This window comes from Niveibacterium sp. 24ML, from assembly GCF_026586805.1.
Classification (GTDB): Bacteria; Pseudomonadota; Gammaproteobacteria; order Burkholderiales; family Rhodocyclaceae; genus Niveibacterium.
On the sequence record NZ_JAPFHA010000006.1, the window covers coordinates 33,729 to 51,466 of the forward strand.

Here is a 17,738-nt window from a genome sequence, read left to right on the forward strand (position 1 = left end):
CTGAATTAAGGACCCCGCTCAGCCAAGTCCTTTCTCAGCGGCCCTCTGCGCCTCTGCGGTAAAACGCAACCGTGATCCACGCCCCCACACCCGAATCACTCACCCGCGCCGCCGCCCTGCTGCGCGCGGGCGAGCTGGTCGCGCTGCCGACCGAGACGGTGTACGGGCTGGGTGCGGACGCCGCCAATCCGAAGGCGGCGGCGAAGATCTTTGCCGCCAAGGGCCGGCCGGCTGACCATCCGCTGATCGTACACCTCGCCGATGCCGAAGCGCTGACCGACTGGGCGCGCGAGATTCCGAAGGAAGCAATCGCGCTCGCCCGCGCCTTCTGGCCCGGCCCGCTGACGCTGATCCTGAAGAAGGAAGCGGATGTGCCGGACGTGGTCACCGGCGGGCAGGACACGGTCGGCCTGCGCGTGCCGGATCACCCTGTCGCGCTCGCGCTGCTGCGCGCCTTCGGCGGTGGCATCGCGGCCCCCTCGGCCAACCGCTTCGGCCGCATCAGCCCGACCACCGCGCAGCATGTGTTCGATGAACTGGGCGAACGGGTCGCAATGATTCTCGACGGTGGCGCCTGCAACGTCGGCATCGAGTCGACGATCCTCGATCTCTCAGGCGGCATGCCGACGATCCTGCGCCCCGGCGCGATCGGGCCGGATGCGATTGCGGCCGTGATCGGCCGCCGCCCGGCGATGCGCGCGCCAGCGGCAGCGCATACCGGCGACGGGCCACGCGTGTCCGGCTCGCTGGCCGCGCACTACGCGCCGCGCACGCCGCTGCGCCTGGTCGCCGGCGACGTGCTCGAAACCGAACTCGCCCGCGCCGGGCTCGGCGTGGCAGTCATCGCACGTCGCGCCGCAAGCGCCACGCCGCACCACACCTGGATTCAGGCACCCGACAGCGCCGCTGGCTTTGCCCACGACCTTTACGCCAACCTGCGCGCACTCGACACGCTCGGTGCCAGCGAGATCCTCGTCGAAGCGCCGCCCGCCGAAGCCGGCTGGGAAGCGGTGATCGACCGACTCGGCCGCGCCGCGGTCGGCTCCGGCGAAGACGACGAAACCTGAAAGCCGCATCCGCGCGCTTGAACTTGCGACACATGCCGCGGTCAGGATGAAACCCGCAGCACCTTCGCCTGCCCTGCTCACTCATTTCATGCCACTTCGTATCGCCCTGATTGCCAGCCTCACCCTCGCCCACGCCACCGCACGGGCCGCCGATTCGCAGGAAGCGGAACGCCCGGCCGCTGAGACACCGGCGCAGAAAATCACCGTGACTGGCGCGCGTGACGCGAGCGACCCGCTCGCCGACCGCCGGGAATCGCCCACCGCCAAGGTCATCATTGGCCGCGACGAAATCGAAAAGTACGGCGAGACCACGGTCGGTGAGTTGCTGCGCCGCCTGCCGGGGGTGACCGTCACCGGCGCGCCCGGCACGGCCGGCGAGGTGAAGATGCGCGGCATGGGCGCCGGCTACACGCAAGTGCTCGTCGATGGCGAACGCATGGGCGGCCGGCGTGGCCGCGGCGCGCCGATCGACATGATCCCGGCCGAGATGATCGAGCGCATCGAGATCGTGCGCAGCAGCGTCGCCGAATTCAGCGCGCAAGCGGTGGCCGGCACCATCAACATCGTGCTGCGTGACGATGCCGGCAAGGCGCAGACCCGCGTGCGGCCAGTGCTCGCTGAAGTGGATGGCCATGTGTCGCCGCAGCTCGGCGTGCAGAACACCGGCCGCGCCGAGGGCTGGTCGTGGATCGTCGCGGCCAATGCCAACCAGCGCGACCAGATCGCCGACCAGATGCGCAGCAGCCTTGAGTACGACGCGGCCGGGGCGCTCGAATCGCAAACGCGCACGCACCGCGAAGTTACCCAGCAAACCCGCGACGCCAGCCTTGCGCCGCGGCTGACCTGGCGGCTCGACAAACAGAACCAGCTGAACCTGCAACTATTTGCCACCCACACTGAGAGCGAGGCCGCCGGCGACGAGAGCACGCAAACCCTGTTCGGGGTGCCGCAAGCGGCACGCGCGCATGAAACAACAAGCCGCGAGCGCGACCTTTGGCGGCTCAACGGCGGCTGGCGCCTGCGCCGCGAAGGCGGCGACACACTGAACCTGCGCCTGGGCTTCAACGGCACGCAAGATGAATCCGCAAGCCAGCGGCAGGAATACGATGGCGGCGGCGCGGCCACCCGCAGCGTCGACAGTGACAGCCGCACGCGCGAAGCGGGCAGCAGCGCCTCGCTGCGCTGGACCGGCGCCCAAGGCGAATCCCACACGCCGGGCACCGGCATCGAATGGACCGATTCGCGACGCAGCGAAGCGCAAAGCACCCGTGAAAACGGCAATCCGGTGAGCGGCGCGGACGGCAGCACGCAAGCCCAGCGCGAGATCACCGGCGCGCTCTACCTGCAGGATGAGTGGCGCGTGCGCCCGCTCACCACGCTGACCAGCGGCCTGCGCTGGGAGTTGCTGCACATTCACACGCAAGACAGCAGCGGCGCGCCGCTGCGCAGCGACTTCGACGTGCTCGCGCCCTCGCTGCAGCTGGCCCACAAGATGGGCGAGAGCGGCGAAACCGTGATGCGCACCGGCCTCGCGCGTACCTTCCGCGCCCCGAGCCTGAGCGAACTGAGCGGGCTGGTCACGCCTTCGCTGGATAACAGCATCAGCCGCCCCGACCGCGCCGGCAACCCGGCGCTCGACCCCGAGACCGCATGGGGCCTGGAGTGGGCCGTCGAGCGCTACCTCGACAAGACCGGCCTGGTTTCGGCCAACCTGTTCTACCGCTGGGTCAGCGATCTGATCCGCCGTGAGCTGAGCCAGGGCAGCGACGGGCGCTGGCTATCGAAACCCATCAACGAAGGCAGCGCCCGCGTGAGCGGCATCGAACTGGAGTGGAAGCTCTCGCTCGCCAATCTGCTGCCGCCCGGCCATGCGCTGCAACTGAACGGCAACTACACCGCCAGCCGCACGCGCGATTCGAGCGGCGCGAAGATCGACGACCAACCGGGGCAGACCGCGAACATCGGCCTGGAATGGCAGCCAGCCGAATCGCCCTTGAAGCTGGGCGGCAACCTCAACTGGGCGCCGGCCTACGAGGTGAAGCTTTCGGACGGGCAAACACGCTGGGCCAGCGCGAAGACCACCTTCGATGCTTTTGCCGCCTGGACGCTAAACCGCGACGCGCTACTGCGGCTGTCTGCCAACAACCTCACCGGTTGGGGCGGCGAGAGCCGGACACAGGCGAGCGCAAACAACACACCGGTGAGCGACGAAAGCACCGAAGTCGCCGGCCTGCCGACCTGGCAGCTGGCGCTGGAACTCAAGTTCTGATCCAGCGCCGACGGACGTTCAGCCGGGCAGACTGCCTGCCATGGCCTCAAAGCGACCGTCGCGGAATTCCTGCAAGGTCGCCTCGATCTCTTCGCGGGTGTTCATCACGAAGGGGCCGTACTGCACGATCGGCTCGCCCAGCGGCTTGCCGGCCACGATGATCAGGCGCGCATCCTTGCAGGCCTGCACGGCGATGCCGTCGGCTGCCGCGTCGTTGGCCAGGATCGCCATGCGGCGCTCGCCCACGCCTTCCTGATCGCCGCCAATCGCCACTTCGCCGCGATAGACGTAGATGAAGGCGTTGTGGCCCGGCGGTATCGCCTGCTCGAAGCGGCTGCCCGCCGGCAGATGCACGTCGAGGTAGAGTGGCTCGGTATCCGGCCGTTGCATCGCGCCGGCGTGGCCATGGCTTTCGCCTGCGATCACCCGCACCGTGACGCCCGCATCAGTCACGAAACTCGGCACACCGGCCGATGGAATGTCGCGGTACCAGGGGTCGGCCATCTTGGTCGCACCCGGCAGGTTGAGCCAGAGCTGGAAGCCTTCCATGCGGCCCTCGGTCTGCTCCGGCATTTCGGAGTGGATCACGCCGCGCGCCGCGCTCATCCACTGCACGCCGCCATCTTCGATGAGGCCCTCGTGGCCGGCGCTGTCGCGGTGGCGCATGCGGCCGGTGAGCATGTAGGTGATGGTCTCGAAACCACGGTGTGGATGCGGCGGGAAGCCGGCGATGTAGTCGGACGCCGACTCGCTGCCGAAGGCATCGAGCATCAGGAAGGGGTCGAGCCGGCGCTGCAGCGGCTGCGTCAGCACGCGGGTCAGCTTCACGCCGGCCCCATCGGAGGTCGGCACGCCGGCAACGAGGCGTTCGACCTTGCGGGAGCGGATCAGGGTGACGGTTTCAGGCGCGTTCATGGTGCTTCCTTTCCTGGTTACAGCGGGCCGCATGGCGCGGCCTTTCCGGCTATGTCTGGATCAGACCAGTGCTTCGATTTCGCGTTCTGCGTCGGCAAAGGCCTTGGCGGCGGCATCCGCCCCCATCGCGAGGCCTTCGGCGAACACCGGCCGTACGTCAGTCATGCCGAGGAAGCCGAGCACCGTGCGCAGGTAGGGCAGCAGCGTGTCGGTCGGCGTGTCACGGTAGATGCCGCCGCGGGTCAGTGCAAGGTAGACCGTCTTGCCTTTGACCAGGCCTTCCGGTCCGTTGGCGGTGTAGCGGAAGGTCACGCCGGCGCGGGCGATGGCGTCGATCCAGTGCTTGGCTTGCGCCGGGATGCCCAGGTTGTACATCGGCACGCCCAGCACCAGCACGTCGGCGGCCTGCAGTTCGGCAACCAGGGCGTCGCTCGCGGCGACGATCTCGTTTTGCGCCGCAGAGCGAGCGTCGGCCGGCGTGAACAGCGCGCCGAGGGTCGTTTCGTCGATCGCCGGCAGCGGGTTCACCGCGAGATCGCGTACCGTCACCGTGGCATCGGGGTGCTTGGCGAGCAGGCTTTCGGTAATGCGATTGGCCAGGCGGGTGGATTCCGATGCGTTGCGCTTGGCGCTGGTATTGATCTGCAGGATGTTCATTTGGATCTCCGTTTGCTTGGGCGCCGAGCCGGGGGGCTGCAAGCGCTGAGGTGTGGAGGCACTGTATTGCGGATCAATTTGCACCAGAAGCCCGACAAAAGCACAACATCGTTCCATCAATGAGACAATGAACCGAAGCTTTTGAATTGGACTCCCGCATGCAAGCAGACGCCAATGACCTGCTGCTCTTCGCCCGCGTAGCGGAATGCGGCAGCTTCAGCCGTGCGGCCGAGCGCGTTGGGCTGCCCAAGTCCACCGTTTCGCGCCGCATCGCGGCACTTGAAACCCTGCTGGGCGAGCGGGTGCTGACGCGCACCACGCGCCGCCTGACGCTGACCGACTTCGGCCAGAGCCTGCTCGAACATGCGCGCCGGCTCGCTGAGGAAGTGGATGCCGCGTCAGCGCTGGCGCAACACCGGCAAAGCGAGCCGAGCGGGCGGCTGCGGGTGTCGATGCCAGCCGACCTGGCAACCATGCTGCTGGGTGAGGTGCTACTTGCGTTTTCGACACGCTACCGCAGCGTGCGGCTGGATCTGGATCTGTCGCCACGGCGGGTGGACCTGATTGGCGAAAACTTCGACCTGGCGATCCGCGTCGGCAACTTGCCGGACGATGCCACGCTGGTTGCCCGCCGCCTGTTTGATGTGCGCGCGGGCTTGTACGCATCGCCCGCTTACCTCGCGCAACACCCGGCACCGGCAACCCCGGCCGCGCTGGCCGACCACGAAACGCTGCAACTGCTGCAGCAAAACGGAGACCCAGCGCCCTGGCGTCTGCAGAACGGACAAGCCGTTTGGGAAGGCACGCCGCCGGGCCGGATCGGCACGAATTCGGTCAGTGCGCTGATCGGCTTTGCCGTGCGCGGCGCAGGCATTGCACTGGTGTCGCAGCAGTTCGTCGCGCCCATGCTGGCCCGCGGTGAATTGGTCCGCGTGCTGCCGGACTGGGCCGCCCAAGCCATCACCGCCTGGGCCGTGATGCCCAGCCGCCGGTTGGTGCCGGCCAAGACGCGCGCCTTTCTGCAGATGATTACCGATCACCTGGAATCGGCCGCGCCATGAAAAACGCCCCGTCGAAACGGGGCGTTCAGGCTAGCCTTGTGCCCGCCGTGGCGGGCAGTCGCTTACTTGACGGCCTTGAGGATCAGCACTTCCTGGGTCGGCATGTGCAGTTGCAGCACCGGCGCCTCGCCCTTCTTCACCGTTTTCGGCTGCACGTTGAGCTTGCCGTTGGCCGGGAATACCGGCTGCCATTGCTCGGCCTTGAAGCCGGCCGGCAGATCAATCACGCCTTCGCGGTAGGCGTAGTTGAGCAGCACTAGCATGCGGGTGCCTTCGTGCTCGCGCTCGAAGGCAAAGATCTGCGCATCCTCGGCCGAAATCGGCTTCATCGTGCCCACCGACAAGGCATGCTCAGTATTGCGCAGATGAATCAGGTTGCGATACCAGTTCAGCAGTGAATCCGGGTTCTTGTCTTCGGCGGCGACGTTGTTGGTCTTCCAGTTCTGCACCACCGGGCGGAAGGTGGAGTCCGAATCAGTGAAGCCGCCGTGCGGCTTGCTGCCGTCCCACGCCATCGGGCCACGGATCTTCTGGTCGTCGTGGTAGCTCTCTTCCGACAAACCCAGACCGATCTCCTCACCGTAGTAGATGAAGGGGATGCCGGGCAGCGTCAGCAGCGTTGCGGCCGCCATCTTGTAGGTCTTGACGTCGCCGTTGAACTGGCGCCACGGGCGCGCGCCGGCGAACCAGTCGTGGTTCGACAGGATCGTGCCCATGCGCTCGACCGGGAAGGTCTTGAGCGTGTAGAGCAGATCGGGCATCACGCGACCCATCTTCACGCTGTGCACGATGTGCTTTTGCAGGCCAAACGCGAATGCGCTGCCGCAGGAGCCGTTCTCGGCAAACGGCACCGGATCACTCGGGGCTTCGCACACCATGTGGCGTTTGCCGTACTGATCAAGCAGCTTGCGCACCTGCCCCATCAGCACATGGTTTTCCGGCTGGTTGTCCCACGCGATCGAGCCGTTCTCGTACAGCACGCCCACCGCATCAAAGCGGAAGCCATCGACGCCGCGGTTGAGCCAGAAGCGCAGGTTGTTCATGTGGAACTCAACCGCCTGCGGGTTGCGCAGGTTGAAATCCGGCATGCTGGTGTCGAAAGCGGCGTAGTACCAGGAATCGCCCTGCTCGCGCCACGGATCGCCCGAGAAAGTGGTCCAGCCCTCGGGGTGCGGCTTGGCCCAGATGTACATGTCGCGATAGGGCGAGTTGGGCTTCATCGAAGCCTCGAACATCTTGTGGTCGGATGAACTGTGGTTCATCACATAGTCGACGATGATGCCGATGCCACGCTTGTGCGCTTCGGCGATCAGGCGATCGAAGTCTTCCAGCGTGCCGTAATCTGGCTCGATTTCGCGGTAGTTCTCGACCGCGTAGCCGTGATCGCGGTCGCTGCTGCGGAACACCGGCATCAGCCACAAGCCGGTAATGCCCAGCGACTTGAGGTAGTCGAGGCGCGAGATCAAACCGTTGATGTCGCCAATGCCATCGCCATTGCTGTCCTGGTACGCTCGCACTAGGATTTCCTGGAACACCGCGTTGCGATGCCAGTCGGCCGGCAAACCGCTATCAACCGGCTCAAACGGCACCGGGCCGACATCGGTCAGCCCCGGCACGGTTGCCGGCACCGCCACCGCGCCTGCCGCAAACGCCACTGCCCCGGCTTGTGTGATCGATGCTGGCTGCACGGCGTCCGCCGCAAATGCGGTGCTGCCAAAAGCCAGACACGCAGCGAGTACGCGATGCTTGAGTTCAAATCTCATCTGTGATCACCCTCATAAAAATCACTTTGGTGGCCATAAGGCCCAATTGGGGATTCTAGGTTCCCTTCACCTGCGGGACTCGACCGTTTTTGCTGTTTGCGCCAATCCGAAGGCGCTTTGAGCAAAAGGGCGGGTCGGGCAGAATGGCGCGCTCTGCACGCGCGCCCCACTGGTTTGAAGATGGATCTGGATGTCCTGATTGTCGGCGCCGGCCTTGCCGGCGGAAGCCTGGCCTGCGCACTGGCCGCCAGCCCGCTCAGGATCGGGGTGCTCGACGCTCGCCCGCCTCGCCGCGCCGAGGGCTGGGATGCCCGTGTCTACGCCGTGAGCCCGGCGAATGTGGCGTTTCTGGAGCAGATTCGCGCATGGCCGCATCTGGATCATGGCCGCATCAATCGCGTTGAAGCCATGCAGGTGTTCGGTGATCGCGGCGGCGAAACCCGGTTTTCCGCTTACGACGCGGGGCTTGATGCGCTGGCGTGGATCCTCGAAGCCTCTCCGCTGGCGCTGGAGCTTTGGGAAACCTTGCGCCGGCAGCCCAACATCACGGTCTTGTGCCCTGCCCGGCCCAGCGCCCTGAGCATCGATGCCGATGCAGCCACCCTCCGTCTTGAGGATGGCCGCAGCATCCGGGCCCGCCTGCTGGTGGCCGCCGATGGAGCCGATTCCTGGGTGCGCACCGCCGCCAATCTGGCGGTACGCACCACGGCCTACGACGAGCTCGGTGTGGTTGCTAATTTCCAGTGCGAGAAGCCGCATCGCGACACCGCGTTTCAGTGGTTTCGCGACGACGGCATCCTGGCCTGGCTCCCTCTGCCCGAGAACCGAATCTCGATCGTGTGGTCCACCCCAACGTCGCACGCCGAAAGCTTGCTCGAAATGCCGCCCGAAGCCTTCGTCGCGCGCGTGGCAGGGGCCGGCGAAAGCCGGCTGGGCGCGATGACCCTGCTGACGCCGCCGGCGGGGTTCCCGCTCAGGCTGATGCAGGTTCCGCAAGTGGTGGCACCGCGCGTGGCCTTGATCGGCGATGCCGCGCACGCGATCCACCCGCTGTCGGGACATGGCATCAACCTGGGTTTCCAGGACGCACGCGTGCTGGCCGAACAGCTCTGCGAGTTGCCGGCTCACCGCGATTGCGGCGATCTGGCAGTGCTGCGACGCTATGCCCGCGCGCGCAACGAAGAAGTACGGCTGATGCAAGGCGTGACGCACGCGCTCAACCGGCTCTTCCGCCCGCGCAACCCCATCCTTGCGGCCTTGCGCAATCAAGGCATGCATTTGACCAACCGCCTTCCGGTGGTACGTAGCGCAATGGTGCGCTACGCCGCCGGCCTGATCTGATCCACTGGAGTTTCTTGATGAAGCATCACCTCGCCGCGGCTGCACTGGCCCTCACCTTCGGCACGTCGGCCATGGCTGGCGAAGCGGAGATCCGCAAATCCATTGTCGAATTCGTCGGGCAAGACGCGATTCAATCGGTGACGAAGACCAGTTACGGCGGCCTGTATGAAGTCGTGCTCGACAGTGGCGAACTGGTCTACACCGACGACAAGGGAAGCTACCTGATCGACGGACAGCTGATCGACCTGAAGCGCAAAACCAACGTTACCCGCGACCGCCTGAACGTGATCAACCGGGTCAACATCAAGGATCTGCCGCTCGATCAGGCGATCAAGACCGTACGCGGCAACGGCAAGCGCACGCTGATTACCTTTGAAGACCCGAACTGCGGCTACTGCAAGCGCTTCGTCGCGGAAACCGCGCAGCTCAAGGATGTGACGATCTACACCTTCCTCTACCCGATCCTGTCGCCGGACTCGCTGGAGAAATCCAAGGACATCTGGTGCAGCAAGGACCGCGTTGCCGCCTGGCAGGGCTGGATGGTCGATGGCAAAGCTGCCAAGAGCGAAGACTGTGCCGACCCGATTGCGAAGAACGTTGAGCTAGGCCGCAAGCTGCGCATCAACGGCACCCCCACCCTCTTTCTCGCCGACGGCAGCCGCATTGGTGGCTACAAGCCGCGCGCCGAGCTGGACGAAGCCATTAATCAGGCCGAGAAAGAGAAAACCAAAGCCAAACCGGCCACCAAGTAAGTCAGGAGAGGCAGGGGGCACGATGCCCCCTAAAGAATCCGCCCCCCGGTCCGTAGTCGTTTACAAGCCCCTGAACCGGGCTCTGATAACCGCCAAGGACTTCCGATGGGCGTGCTGCCCAAGCCAAGTGAAGCTGACGCCAGCGGACCCGCACGTGTCCGCTGGTGGCGCTCGTCCGGCTTCAAGCTCACGCTCGCCAGCCTGGGCGTGCTGCTGGTCTTCGCGGTTGCGCTGGCCTTCAATTCAAGCCGCCTGATCCGCGCGGCACTTGATCACGACATGGGCAAGCAGACGAGCCAGATGTCGCGGCTGATCAACCTGACGATTGCGCCCTACGCGGCGGAAGGCCAACTCGACCTGTTGCAGGACTACGTGCGCGAACTGCTCTCGGAAGGCAAGTCGGATACCGGCCTGGTCTATCTTGTTGTGATCGATTCGCACAACAAACAGCTGGTGAGCGCCGGCAGCTTGGCCCGCGGCGCGCTGCCGCCCCCAAGCCGCGATATTGCAGACGCAATGCGTGAGGGCGTCATGCACGTACGCCAGCCGGTGCTGCTTTCTTCAAACGATGTCGGCTCGCTCCAGTACGGTCTGGGCATCGGCGGCTTCAAGCAACTGCTCAACGGCCTGTTGCGCGATGGGCTGCTGATCCTGACGCTAAGCTTTCTGTTTGCCGCCGTGTTCTTCGGTCTGACCGGGTACCGGCTCTCGCGACGGCTCTCGCGCCTGGTCACCGCTGCGCAAGCCATCTCGGGTGGCAACTACAGCAAACGTGTTGTAGTGGGCGGGCATGATGAATACGCCGAACTGGCGCTGGCGTTCAACACCATGGCCTTGGCGATCGATGAGCGCATCGAAGCGCTCGAACGCTCGCAGCGCGAGGTCAGCGAGCTGAACGAACATCTCGAACAGCGCGTTACCGAGCGCACACATGAACTTGCCGAGCGCAACACCCAACTTTCAGAAACGATCGAAACCCTCAACCACACCCGTCAGCGCCTGGTCCGCACAGAAAAGCTCGCCGGCCTGGGCAAGGTCGTCGTCGGCGTTGCGCACGAATTGAACACGCCGATCGGCAACGCCAAGGTCATCGCCTCGGCGCTCGAAGGCCGCACCGATCAGATGCGCAACGCGCTTGCGCTGGGCCTGAAACGATCGGAACTGAGCAGTTACCTCGAAGGCACCGAAGAAAGTGCGCGCCTGCTGGTCGCCAACCTGGACCGTGCGGCCGAACTGGTGGTGCGTTTCCGCGAAAGCGCGGCCGATCGGCGCGAAGCCGAACGCCGCAGCTTCGATGCGGTTGAGGCACTGAAAGACGTTGCGGTGCTCGCACGCATCCGCGCGGAACGCAGCGATATCGAAACCGAGGTGATCGCCGACGGCACGATCATGGTGGATAGCTATCCGGCAATGTGGGAGCGCATGCTGCTCAACTGCCTGGCGAACTGTTACCAGCATGCCTTTGCCGGCCACAGCGGCGGCAAGATCCGAATCAGCGCCGACGCCGACAAACAGCGCATCACGATCCGCATTCAGGACAACGGTTGTGGCATTTCACCCGAGCACCTGGAGCGCATCTTCGACCCCTTCTTCACCACCGCGCTGGGGCAAGGTGGCAGCGGGCTGGGATTGCACTCGGTCTACAACATCGTCACGGGCGTGCTCGATGGTGAAGTCGCGGTCAGCAGCGAAGTCGGCACCGGGACCTTGCTGACGATCGAGATTCCGCGCCGCACGCCCGACTGAGGCGGGGCGCGGCCAGGGTCACGGGATCGCTGCGGGCTTCTTCACGCCTTGGGTGCGCGCGCCGCTCACGCTTTGCGCGCCGGCCGCTGCCAGCGCGCCGGCCTTCACCGAAGGGGAAATTGGCGGGAGTGTTCTGCTCTCGCGTTGCGGCACCTCGTCTGAAAGCCGCGCCAATTCACAGTAAAAAATCGCTGCCGGACCGAATGGCATGATGAACCGCCTGCTGGACGTGCCAGGGAGTGGATACGGCACCCAGCTTAGGCCGGCCTGCGCGGCGCCAAACTGACAATCGTCAACCGTCATGCACCAGATCGGACGGCAGCGGCACCAAGTTCGCGCACGCCCCGCTCGCATTGCGATCACGCCCAAGCGCGGCAGGACAAGCTTTCCCTTGAACGTTATTTCAATATTTCTTGTACGATAGAAGTATGGAGCAACAGACCGCCATTTCGGTATTCGAATCCCTGGCTTCCGGGCTGCGCCTGGATGTCTTCCGTCTGCTCGTCCGGCAGGGCCATGCGGGCATGGTGGCCGGCGAAATCGGCGCCACACTTGGCATTGCGCCAACCAAACTCTCCTTCCATCTGAAGGCGCTGAGCCATGCGCAGCTGGTAACGGTGACGCCGGAAGGCCGATTTTTGCGCTATCGCGCCAATCTCGCGCTGATGGCCGAACTGGTGAGCTACCTCACCGAAGAATGCTGCGCCGGGCAAACCGAACAATGCCCCGAACTTCCCGCGCCGCCCTGCTGCCCCCCAAGCCCAGCGCAGACGGATCGCCCCGTCAAGAACTGAAGCCGCACCCGCCCCCGCCGAAAACTGGAGCCATTCGATGTCCGTGCAGTGTGAAGTCGCGATCAAACAGTCGGCCAATGCGTCGATGAACCTTTTCGAGCGCTATCTGAGCGTCTGGGTGATGCTTTGCATCCTTGCCGGCATCGCGCTCGGCCAGGTTTTCCCGGCATTTTTCCGCGCCGTCGGTGGCCTTGAAGTGGCGCGGGTCAACCTGCCGGTCGGCCTGCTGATCTGGATCATGATCATCCCGATGCTGATGAAGGTGGACTTCAGTGCACTGCACGAGGTCCGCAGCCATGTGCGCGGCATCGGCGTCACCCTGTTCGTGAATTGGCTGGTCAAGCCCTTCTCGATGGCACTGCTGGCCTGGCTGTTCATACGCAATCTCTTTGCCCCCCTGCTGCCGGCCGCGCAGATCAACAGTTACATCGCCGGGCTGATCCTGCTGGCGGCGGCCCCCTGCACCGCCATGGTGTTCGTGTGGAGCCGGCTCACCAACGGCGACCCGCTCTTCACCTTGTCGCAAGTGGCGCTCAACGACACGATCATGGTGTTCGCCTTCGCGCCGCTGGTCGGCCTGCTGCTGGGCATCTCTGCGATTACCGTGCCTTGGGCAACCTTGCTGACCTCGGTGCTGCTCTACATCGTGATCCCGGTCTGCCTTGCCCAATGGTGGCGCCGCGCTTTGCTGCGCAAGGGGCAGGCGGCATTCGACGCGGCAATTGCGCGCATCGGCCCTTGGTCGATAACCGCCCTGCTGGCAACCTTGGTGCTGCTGTTCGCGTTTCAGGGCGAAGCGATCATCGCGCAGCCACTGATCATTGCGCTGCTCGCGGTGCCGATCCTGATCCAGGTCTTCTTCAACTCCGCGCTTGCCTACGGGCTTAACCGCAAACTGGGCGAAAAGCACTCGGTCGCGTGCCCGTCGGCACTGATCGGCGCGTCGAACTTCTTTGAACTGGCTGTCGCGGCGGCGATCAGCCTGTTTGGTTTTCAGTCCGGCGCAGCACTGGCAACCGTTGTCGGCGTCCTGATCGAAGTGCCGGTCATGCTGCTGGTGGTACGCATCGTCAACGCCAGCAAGCCATGGTACGAACGGCAAACATCCTGAACCGAGAGAACCCCGATGAGCGAAATCACGATCTACCACAACCCTGACTGCGGCACCTCACGCAACACCTTGGCGATGATCCGCAATTCAGGTGAAACGCCCCAAGTCATCCTCTACCTCGAAACACCACCCAAGCGCGCAACGCTTGTGGCGCTGATCCAGGCCAGCGGCCTGAGCGTGCGCGAGGTGCTGCGCAAGAAAGGCACGCCGTACGAGGAACTGGGGCTGGGCGACCCGAAATGGAACGACGATCAGCTGATCGACTTCATGCTCGCGCACCCGATCCTGATCAACCGGCCATTCGTCGTCACGCCGCTAGGCACACGCCTGTGCCGCCCGTCTGAGGTGGTGCTGGAGATCCTGCCAAAGCCACAGCAGGGCGCCTTCAGCAAGGAGGACGGTGAAGTGGTAATCGACGCCCAGGGCCAGCGCCCGAGTGCATCCTGATAGCCAAGCCGGCCGCTGCAGCACGGGCCGCGCGCCTCGTCCGCCAAAAAGAAAACGCCCGCAGGCAAGTGCGGGCGTTTTCTTTGCGCGGCCGGCGCTGAGCCTGACCGGCCCCGGCAGGCCTTAGCGAGCCATCACCACAACGTTTCGCGTTCAGCCGTCGCGGAGATCTTGTGGATGGACAAGTCCGCACCGTTGAACTCGTCTTCGGCGTCCATGCGGATGCCCACCAGCGTCTTGAGCACACCATAAACAAGTGCGCCGCCGATCAGCGCAACGGCAATGCCGCCGAGCGTGCCGACCAATTGCGACAGGATGCTGACACCGCCCAGCCCGCCCAGCATCTTGCTGCCGAATATGCCGGCAGCGATGCCACCCCAGGCGCCGCACAGACCGTGCAAGGGCCACACGCCGAGCACGTCGTCGATCTTCCAGCGGTTCTGGGTCAGCGTGAACATCCACACGAAGAGCGCCCCCGCCACCAGCCCGACCAGCAGCGCACCGATCGGGTGCATCAAGTCGGACCCGGCACAGACGGCAACGAGACCGGCGAGCGGGCCGTTGTGCACGAAGCCCGGGTCGTTACGCCCGGCCGCCAGGGCCGCCAGCGTGCCGCCCACCATCGCCATCAAGGAATTGACCGCAACCAGTCCAGAAATCCTATCGATCGTTTGGGCACTCATCACGTTGAAGCCAAACCAGCCAACCGCAAGAATCCAGGCGCCCAAGGCAAGGAAGGGAATGTTTGAAGGCGGATGCGCCGAGATGCCACCGTCCTTGTTGTAGCGCCCGCGCCGCGCGCCGAGCAGCACAACGGCAGCCAGCGCAACCCAGCCCCCCACCGCATGCACAACCACGCTGCCGGCGAAGTCGTGGAACGGGAAGCCGAATGCCGACTCGATCCACTGCTGCACGCCGAAGTTGCCATTCCAGACCACACCTTCAAAGAAGGGGTACACGAAACCCACGATCAGGAAGGTCGCAGCCAGTTGCGGCCAGAAGCGCGCGCGCTCTGCAATCCCGCCAGAGATGATGGCCGGAATCGCGGCGGCGAACGTCAGCAGGAAGAAGAACTTCACCAGATCGTAGCCGCCGCGCTGCACGAAGGTTTCAGCGCCTGTGAAGAAGTGGATGCCGTAGGCAATTCCGTAGCCGATGAAGAAATACGCGATGGCAGACACTGCGAAATCGGTGAGGATCTTCACCAGCGCATTGACCTGGTTCTTCTTGCGAACGGTGCCAACTTCGAGAAATGCAAAGCCGGCATGCATGGCGAGCACCATGATGGCGCCCAGCAGGACGAAAAGAACGTCGCCGGAAGTCTTGAGTTGCTCCATGAGGGGCTCCATAACGAGATGGCGCACCAACAAGCAACAACCGCACCAATATGGACCTAACAGCTAGATCAATGACTTACGCGGACATTCCCTCGGAACGCATAGCCAATGCGCTCAAAGTTGGTGCGCCAGCACGCCCGATGCACCGGGCTTGAACATCAAAAGCAGCTCATGCACCAGGCTTGGCGCCCGGCGGTGTGTGCCCCTTCGGCCACAACACCCACATCTGACCACGGCTGCGCATCTTGCCCGCCTGGGCGCCCGCCTCGGCCCCGAAGCCCCAGTAGAAGTCCGCCCGCACGCCGCCCTTGATCGCGCCACCGGTGTCTTGCGCCACCACCAGACGCTGCAGGGGCCGATCGCTTGCCGGCATGCTTGTCGCCAGAAACACCGGCGCACCGAGCGGCACGCTGCGCGGGTCCACCGCGATCGAGCGCCCCGCCGTCAGCGGCACACCCTGCGAGCCATTCGGGCCCTGACCATTGGCCGCCTGCTCGCGAAAGAACACGAAACTCGGGTTGGCGTTGAGCATTTCATCCAGCCGCTGCGGATTGGCCCGTGCCCAAGCCTTGATGCCCTCCATCCCGGCCTGATCAACCTTGAGTTCGCCCTTATCAACCAACCAGCGTCCAATTGACTGATAGGGGTGCCCGTTCTGGTCGGCGTAGGCGATCCGCACGCGGCTGCCGTCTGGCAGTTGCACCTGGCCCGAGCCCTGCACCTGCAGGAAGAAGAAGTCGATCGGGTCTGCCGCCCACAGCAGCACCTTGTCGCCCAGTTTGTCGCTGCGCGCCTCGATCTGCGAGCGCGAGTAGTAAGGCACCACCTTGCGCCCTTCAACGCGCCCGCGCAGCCGCATGTTCTTCAGTTCGGGGTATTGCTCGCCCAGGTCGATCACCAGCAGGTCGTCCGGCACCGCATAGACCGGCGTATCAAACTGCTTGCTGCGGGTGCGGCTGCCGCGAATCAGGGGCTCGTAGTAGCCGGTGACCAGGCCTTCGGTGCTGTGGTCCGCATTGACCACGCGCCAAGGCTGCCATTCCCGCTCGGCAAACGCGCGCACGGCGGCCGTGGCGGGCTTCTCGCCCAGCGCGCGGGCGGCCTCGCAGCTTGCCTGCCATGCCGGCGCTTTCATCACGCGGCAAGACGACAAGATCGCCCCCCAGGCTTGCGCCGCATCATCTGCCGCCCAACCGGGCAAGTCCGTCCACTCGGCCGCCTGCAAGGGATCGGCCTTGGGCTTGTCGGCCGGCTTCTCGGCAACCGGCGGACACGCCGGGCATGACGGGCAAACCACGGGCTCCGGCGCTTCGGGCACCCCGTCCTGCGGCGCTGTCGCGCACGCGGCAAGCAGGACACTGATCAGGGCGGGCAGGCAACGAAGGGCGCGGCGGGTGCAATACATCATTCGGCTAAACTTCCGGGTTGGTGGCGCGGGGCAGTATAACCGTGGCTCATCCCCATTCGCTGCGAGGCATTCGAGATGTGGATCCTGTTGCTGGAAGCGGGCGTTGCCTTGAGCCTGCTGCTGATCATCGTGTGGGCCACCTGGCCGAAGAAGGATCCGGCACGGATCGAAGCCCCCAAACCACCCGAGACGCCGCACGATGGACAAGCTTGAACACCTGATCGCACGCGCCGAGTCCCTGATCGACCGGCTTGAAGCAGCGCTGCCGGCCAGCGCACCGCCACCGGACTGGTCGGCCCCCGCGCACCGCTGGCGCAGCCGCCAGGGGCGCGGCTGGCTCGAAGCGATTCCGCATCCGCACCGCATTCGCCTCGCCGACCTGCAAGACATCGACGACCAGAAGGCGCGCTGCGACGCCAACACCCGCCAGTTCGTGCGCGGCGGCCGTGCCAACAATGTGCTGCTCACCGGCGCGCGCGGCACCGGCAAAAGTTCGTTGGTGAAAGCGATGCTGACCGAGTACGCCGACGAAGGCCTGCGCGTGATCGAAGTCGACAAGAGCGATCTGCTGCATCTGCCCGAGATCGTTGACCTGGTCGCCGGGCGGCGCGAGCGCTTCATCGTCTTCTGCGACGACCTCTCCTTCGAGGATTCCGAGCCCGGCTACAAGGCGCTCAAGAGCGTGCTGGACGGCAGCCTCTCCGCCCCGCCAGACAACCTGCTGATCTACGCCACCAGCAACCGCCGCCACCTGATGCCCGAGTACTTCGCCGAAAACCTGCTGACACACAAGGTCGGCGACGAGTTGCATCCGGGCGAGGCGGTGGAAGAGAAAGTCTCGCTCTCCGAGCGCTTCGGCCTGTGGATTTCCTTCTACCCGTTTGGCCAGAACGAGTACCTCTCGGTGGTCTGCCACTGGCTGCGCGCCTTCGGCGTGCCGGATCAGCAGATCGCGAGCGACGCCATGCGCACCGAAGCACTGCAGTGGGCGCTGATGCGAGGATCACGCAGTGGCCGCGTGGCGTGGCAGTTCGCGCGCGACGTCGCTGGCCGCATCGCGCCCTGAGCCC

General features: G+C 65.0%; 17 protein-coding genes. 11 read left to right on the forward strand and 6 right to left on the reverse strand.

Annotation, left to right across the window (positions count from 1 at the left end; genetic code table 11):
* Window positions 1–71 precede the first annotated feature (71 nt).
* Window positions 72–1,067 carry an L-threonylcarbamoyladenylate synthase gene (locus OPU71_RS06885; RefSeq protein WP_267726539.1) on the forward strand — a complete coding sequence of 332 codons (996 nt, stop codon included), beginning with the start codon at window positions 72–74 and terminating at the stop codon, window positions 1,065–1,067.
* 88 nt (window positions 1,068–1,155) lie between these two features.
* Window positions 1,156–3,336 (forward strand): TonB-dependent receptor plug domain-containing protein, encoded by a 2,181-nt coding sequence (locus OPU71_RS06890; RefSeq protein WP_267726541.1) that lies wholly within the window; start codon window positions 1,156–1,158, stop codon window positions 3,334–3,336.
* Window positions 3,337–3,354: 18 nt separating this feature from the next.
* On the opposite strand, the gene OPU71_RS06895 is transcribed toward OPU71_RS06890, so the two are convergent.
* Complete coding sequence (locus OPU71_RS06895; protein WP_267726544.1) at window positions 3,355–4,251, reverse strand: pirin family protein; 897 nt, start codon at window positions 4,249–4,251, stop codon at window positions 3,355–3,357.
* Between the two features lie 60 nt (window positions 4,252–4,311).
* Window positions 4,312–4,908 carry an FMN-dependent NADH-azoreductase gene (locus tag OPU71_RS06900; protein ID WP_267726547.1) on the reverse strand — a complete coding sequence of 199 codons (597 nt, stop codon included), beginning with the start codon at window positions 4,906–4,908 and terminating at the stop codon, window positions 4,312–4,314.
* Window positions 4,909–5,066: 158 nt separating this feature from the next.
* Between OPU71_RS06900 and OPU71_RS06905 the strand changes: the two genes are divergently transcribed.
* On the forward strand, window positions 5,067–5,969 hold the full coding sequence (locus tag OPU71_RS06905) for a LysR family transcriptional regulator (RefSeq protein WP_267726549.1): 903 nt from the start codon (window positions 5,067–5,069) through the stop codon (window positions 5,967–5,969).
* A 62-nt stretch (window positions 5,970–6,031) separates the two neighbouring features.
* Here the strand turns inward: OPU71_RS06905 and OPU71_RS06910 are convergent, their stop codons facing one another.
* The gene (locus tag OPU71_RS06910) at window positions 6,032–7,732 is read right to left on the reverse strand and encodes an alpha-amylase family glycosyl hydrolase (protein ID WP_267726551.1); all 1,701 of its coding nucleotides are present in this window, start codon (window positions 7,730–7,732) and stop codon (window positions 6,032–6,034) included.
* A gap of 180 nt (window positions 7,733–7,912) precedes the next feature.
* Between OPU71_RS06910 and OPU71_RS06915 the strand changes: the two genes are divergently transcribed.
* The 3 genes from OPU71_RS06915 (at window position 7,913) to OPU71_RS06925 (ending at window position 11,571) form a co-directional block, all read left to right on the forward strand.
* On the forward strand, window positions 7,913–9,073 hold the full coding sequence (locus tag OPU71_RS06915; RefSeq protein ID WP_267726553.1) for a UbiH/UbiF family hydroxylase: 1,161 nt from the start codon (window positions 7,913–7,915) through the stop codon (window positions 9,071–9,073).
* 17 nt (window positions 9,074–9,090) lie between these two features.
* The gene (locus tag OPU71_RS06920) at window positions 9,091–9,825 is read left to right on the forward strand and encodes a DsbC family protein (RefSeq protein ID WP_267726556.1); all 735 of its coding nucleotides are present in this window, start codon (window positions 9,091–9,093) and stop codon (window positions 9,823–9,825) included.
* Window positions 9,826–9,930: 105 nt separating this feature from the next.
* Window positions 9,931–11,571, forward strand: a complete 1,641-nt coding sequence (locus OPU71_RS06925; protein WP_267726558.1) for a sensor histidine kinase — start codon at window positions 9,931–9,933, stop codon at window positions 11,569–11,571.
* 18 nt (window positions 11,572–11,589) lie between these two features.
* Here OPU71_RS06925 and OPU71_RS06930 read toward each other — a convergent pair whose 3' ends face one another.
* On the reverse strand, window positions 11,590–11,874 hold the full coding sequence (locus OPU71_RS06930; protein WP_267726560.1) for a hypothetical protein: 285 nt from the start codon (window positions 11,872–11,874) through the stop codon (window positions 11,590–11,592).
* Window positions 11,875–11,999: 125 nt separating this feature from the next.
* On the opposite strand from OPU71_RS06930, the gene OPU71_RS06935 reads away from it, so the two are divergent.
* The 3 genes from OPU71_RS06935 to arsC are packed head-to-tail and all read left to right on the forward strand — an operon-like array spanning window position 12,000 to window position 13,923.
* Window positions 12,000–12,365, forward strand: coding sequence for an ArsR/SmtB family transcription factor (locus tag OPU71_RS06935; protein WP_267726562.1), 366 nt, complete (start codon window positions 12,000–12,002; stop codon window positions 12,363–12,365).
* A 37-nt stretch (window positions 12,366–12,402) separates the two neighbouring features.
* Window positions 12,403–13,476, forward strand: coding sequence for an ACR3 family arsenite efflux transporter (arsB, locus tag OPU71_RS06940; RefSeq protein ID WP_267726567.1), 1,074 nt, complete (start codon window positions 12,403–12,405; stop codon window positions 13,474–13,476).
* Window positions 13,477–13,491: 15 nt separating this feature from the next.
* Window positions 13,492–13,923 (forward strand): arsenate reductase (glutaredoxin), encoded by a 432-nt coding sequence (gene arsC, locus OPU71_RS06945; RefSeq protein WP_267726570.1) that lies wholly within the window; start codon window positions 13,492–13,494, stop codon window positions 13,921–13,923.
* Window positions 13,924–14,057: 134 nt separating this feature from the next.
* Here the strand turns inward: arsC and OPU71_RS06950 are convergent, their stop codons facing one another.
* Together OPU71_RS06950 and OPU71_RS06955 are read right to left on the reverse strand one after the other, a co-directional pair.
* Complete coding sequence (locus OPU71_RS06950; protein WP_267726574.1) at window positions 14,058–15,260, reverse strand: ammonium transporter; 1,203 nt, start codon at window positions 15,258–15,260, stop codon at window positions 14,058–14,060.
* A 169-nt stretch (window positions 15,261–15,429) separates the two neighbouring features.
* A complete protein-coding gene (locus OPU71_RS06955; RefSeq protein WP_267726578.1) occupies window positions 15,430–16,668 on the reverse strand; it encodes a murein transglycosylase A in 1,239 nt (412 codons plus the stop codon).
* Window positions 16,669–16,743: 75 nt separating this feature from the next.
* Here OPU71_RS06955 and OPU71_RS06960 point away from each other — a divergent pair, with 75 nt between their 5' ends.
* Both OPU71_RS06960 and OPU71_RS06965 read left to right on the forward strand, forming a co-directional pair.
* Window positions 16,744–16,881, forward strand: a complete 138-nt coding sequence (locus tag OPU71_RS06960; RefSeq protein WP_267726581.1) for a hypothetical protein — start codon at window positions 16,744–16,746, stop codon at window positions 16,879–16,881.
* Complete coding sequence (locus OPU71_RS06965) at window positions 16,868–17,734, forward strand: ATP-binding protein (protein ID WP_267726585.1); 867 nt, start codon at window positions 16,868–16,870, stop codon at window positions 17,732–17,734. Before OPU71_RS06960 ends, OPU71_RS06965 begins: the two co-directional genes overlap by 14 nt.
* Window positions 17,735–17,738 lie beyond the last annotated feature (4 nt).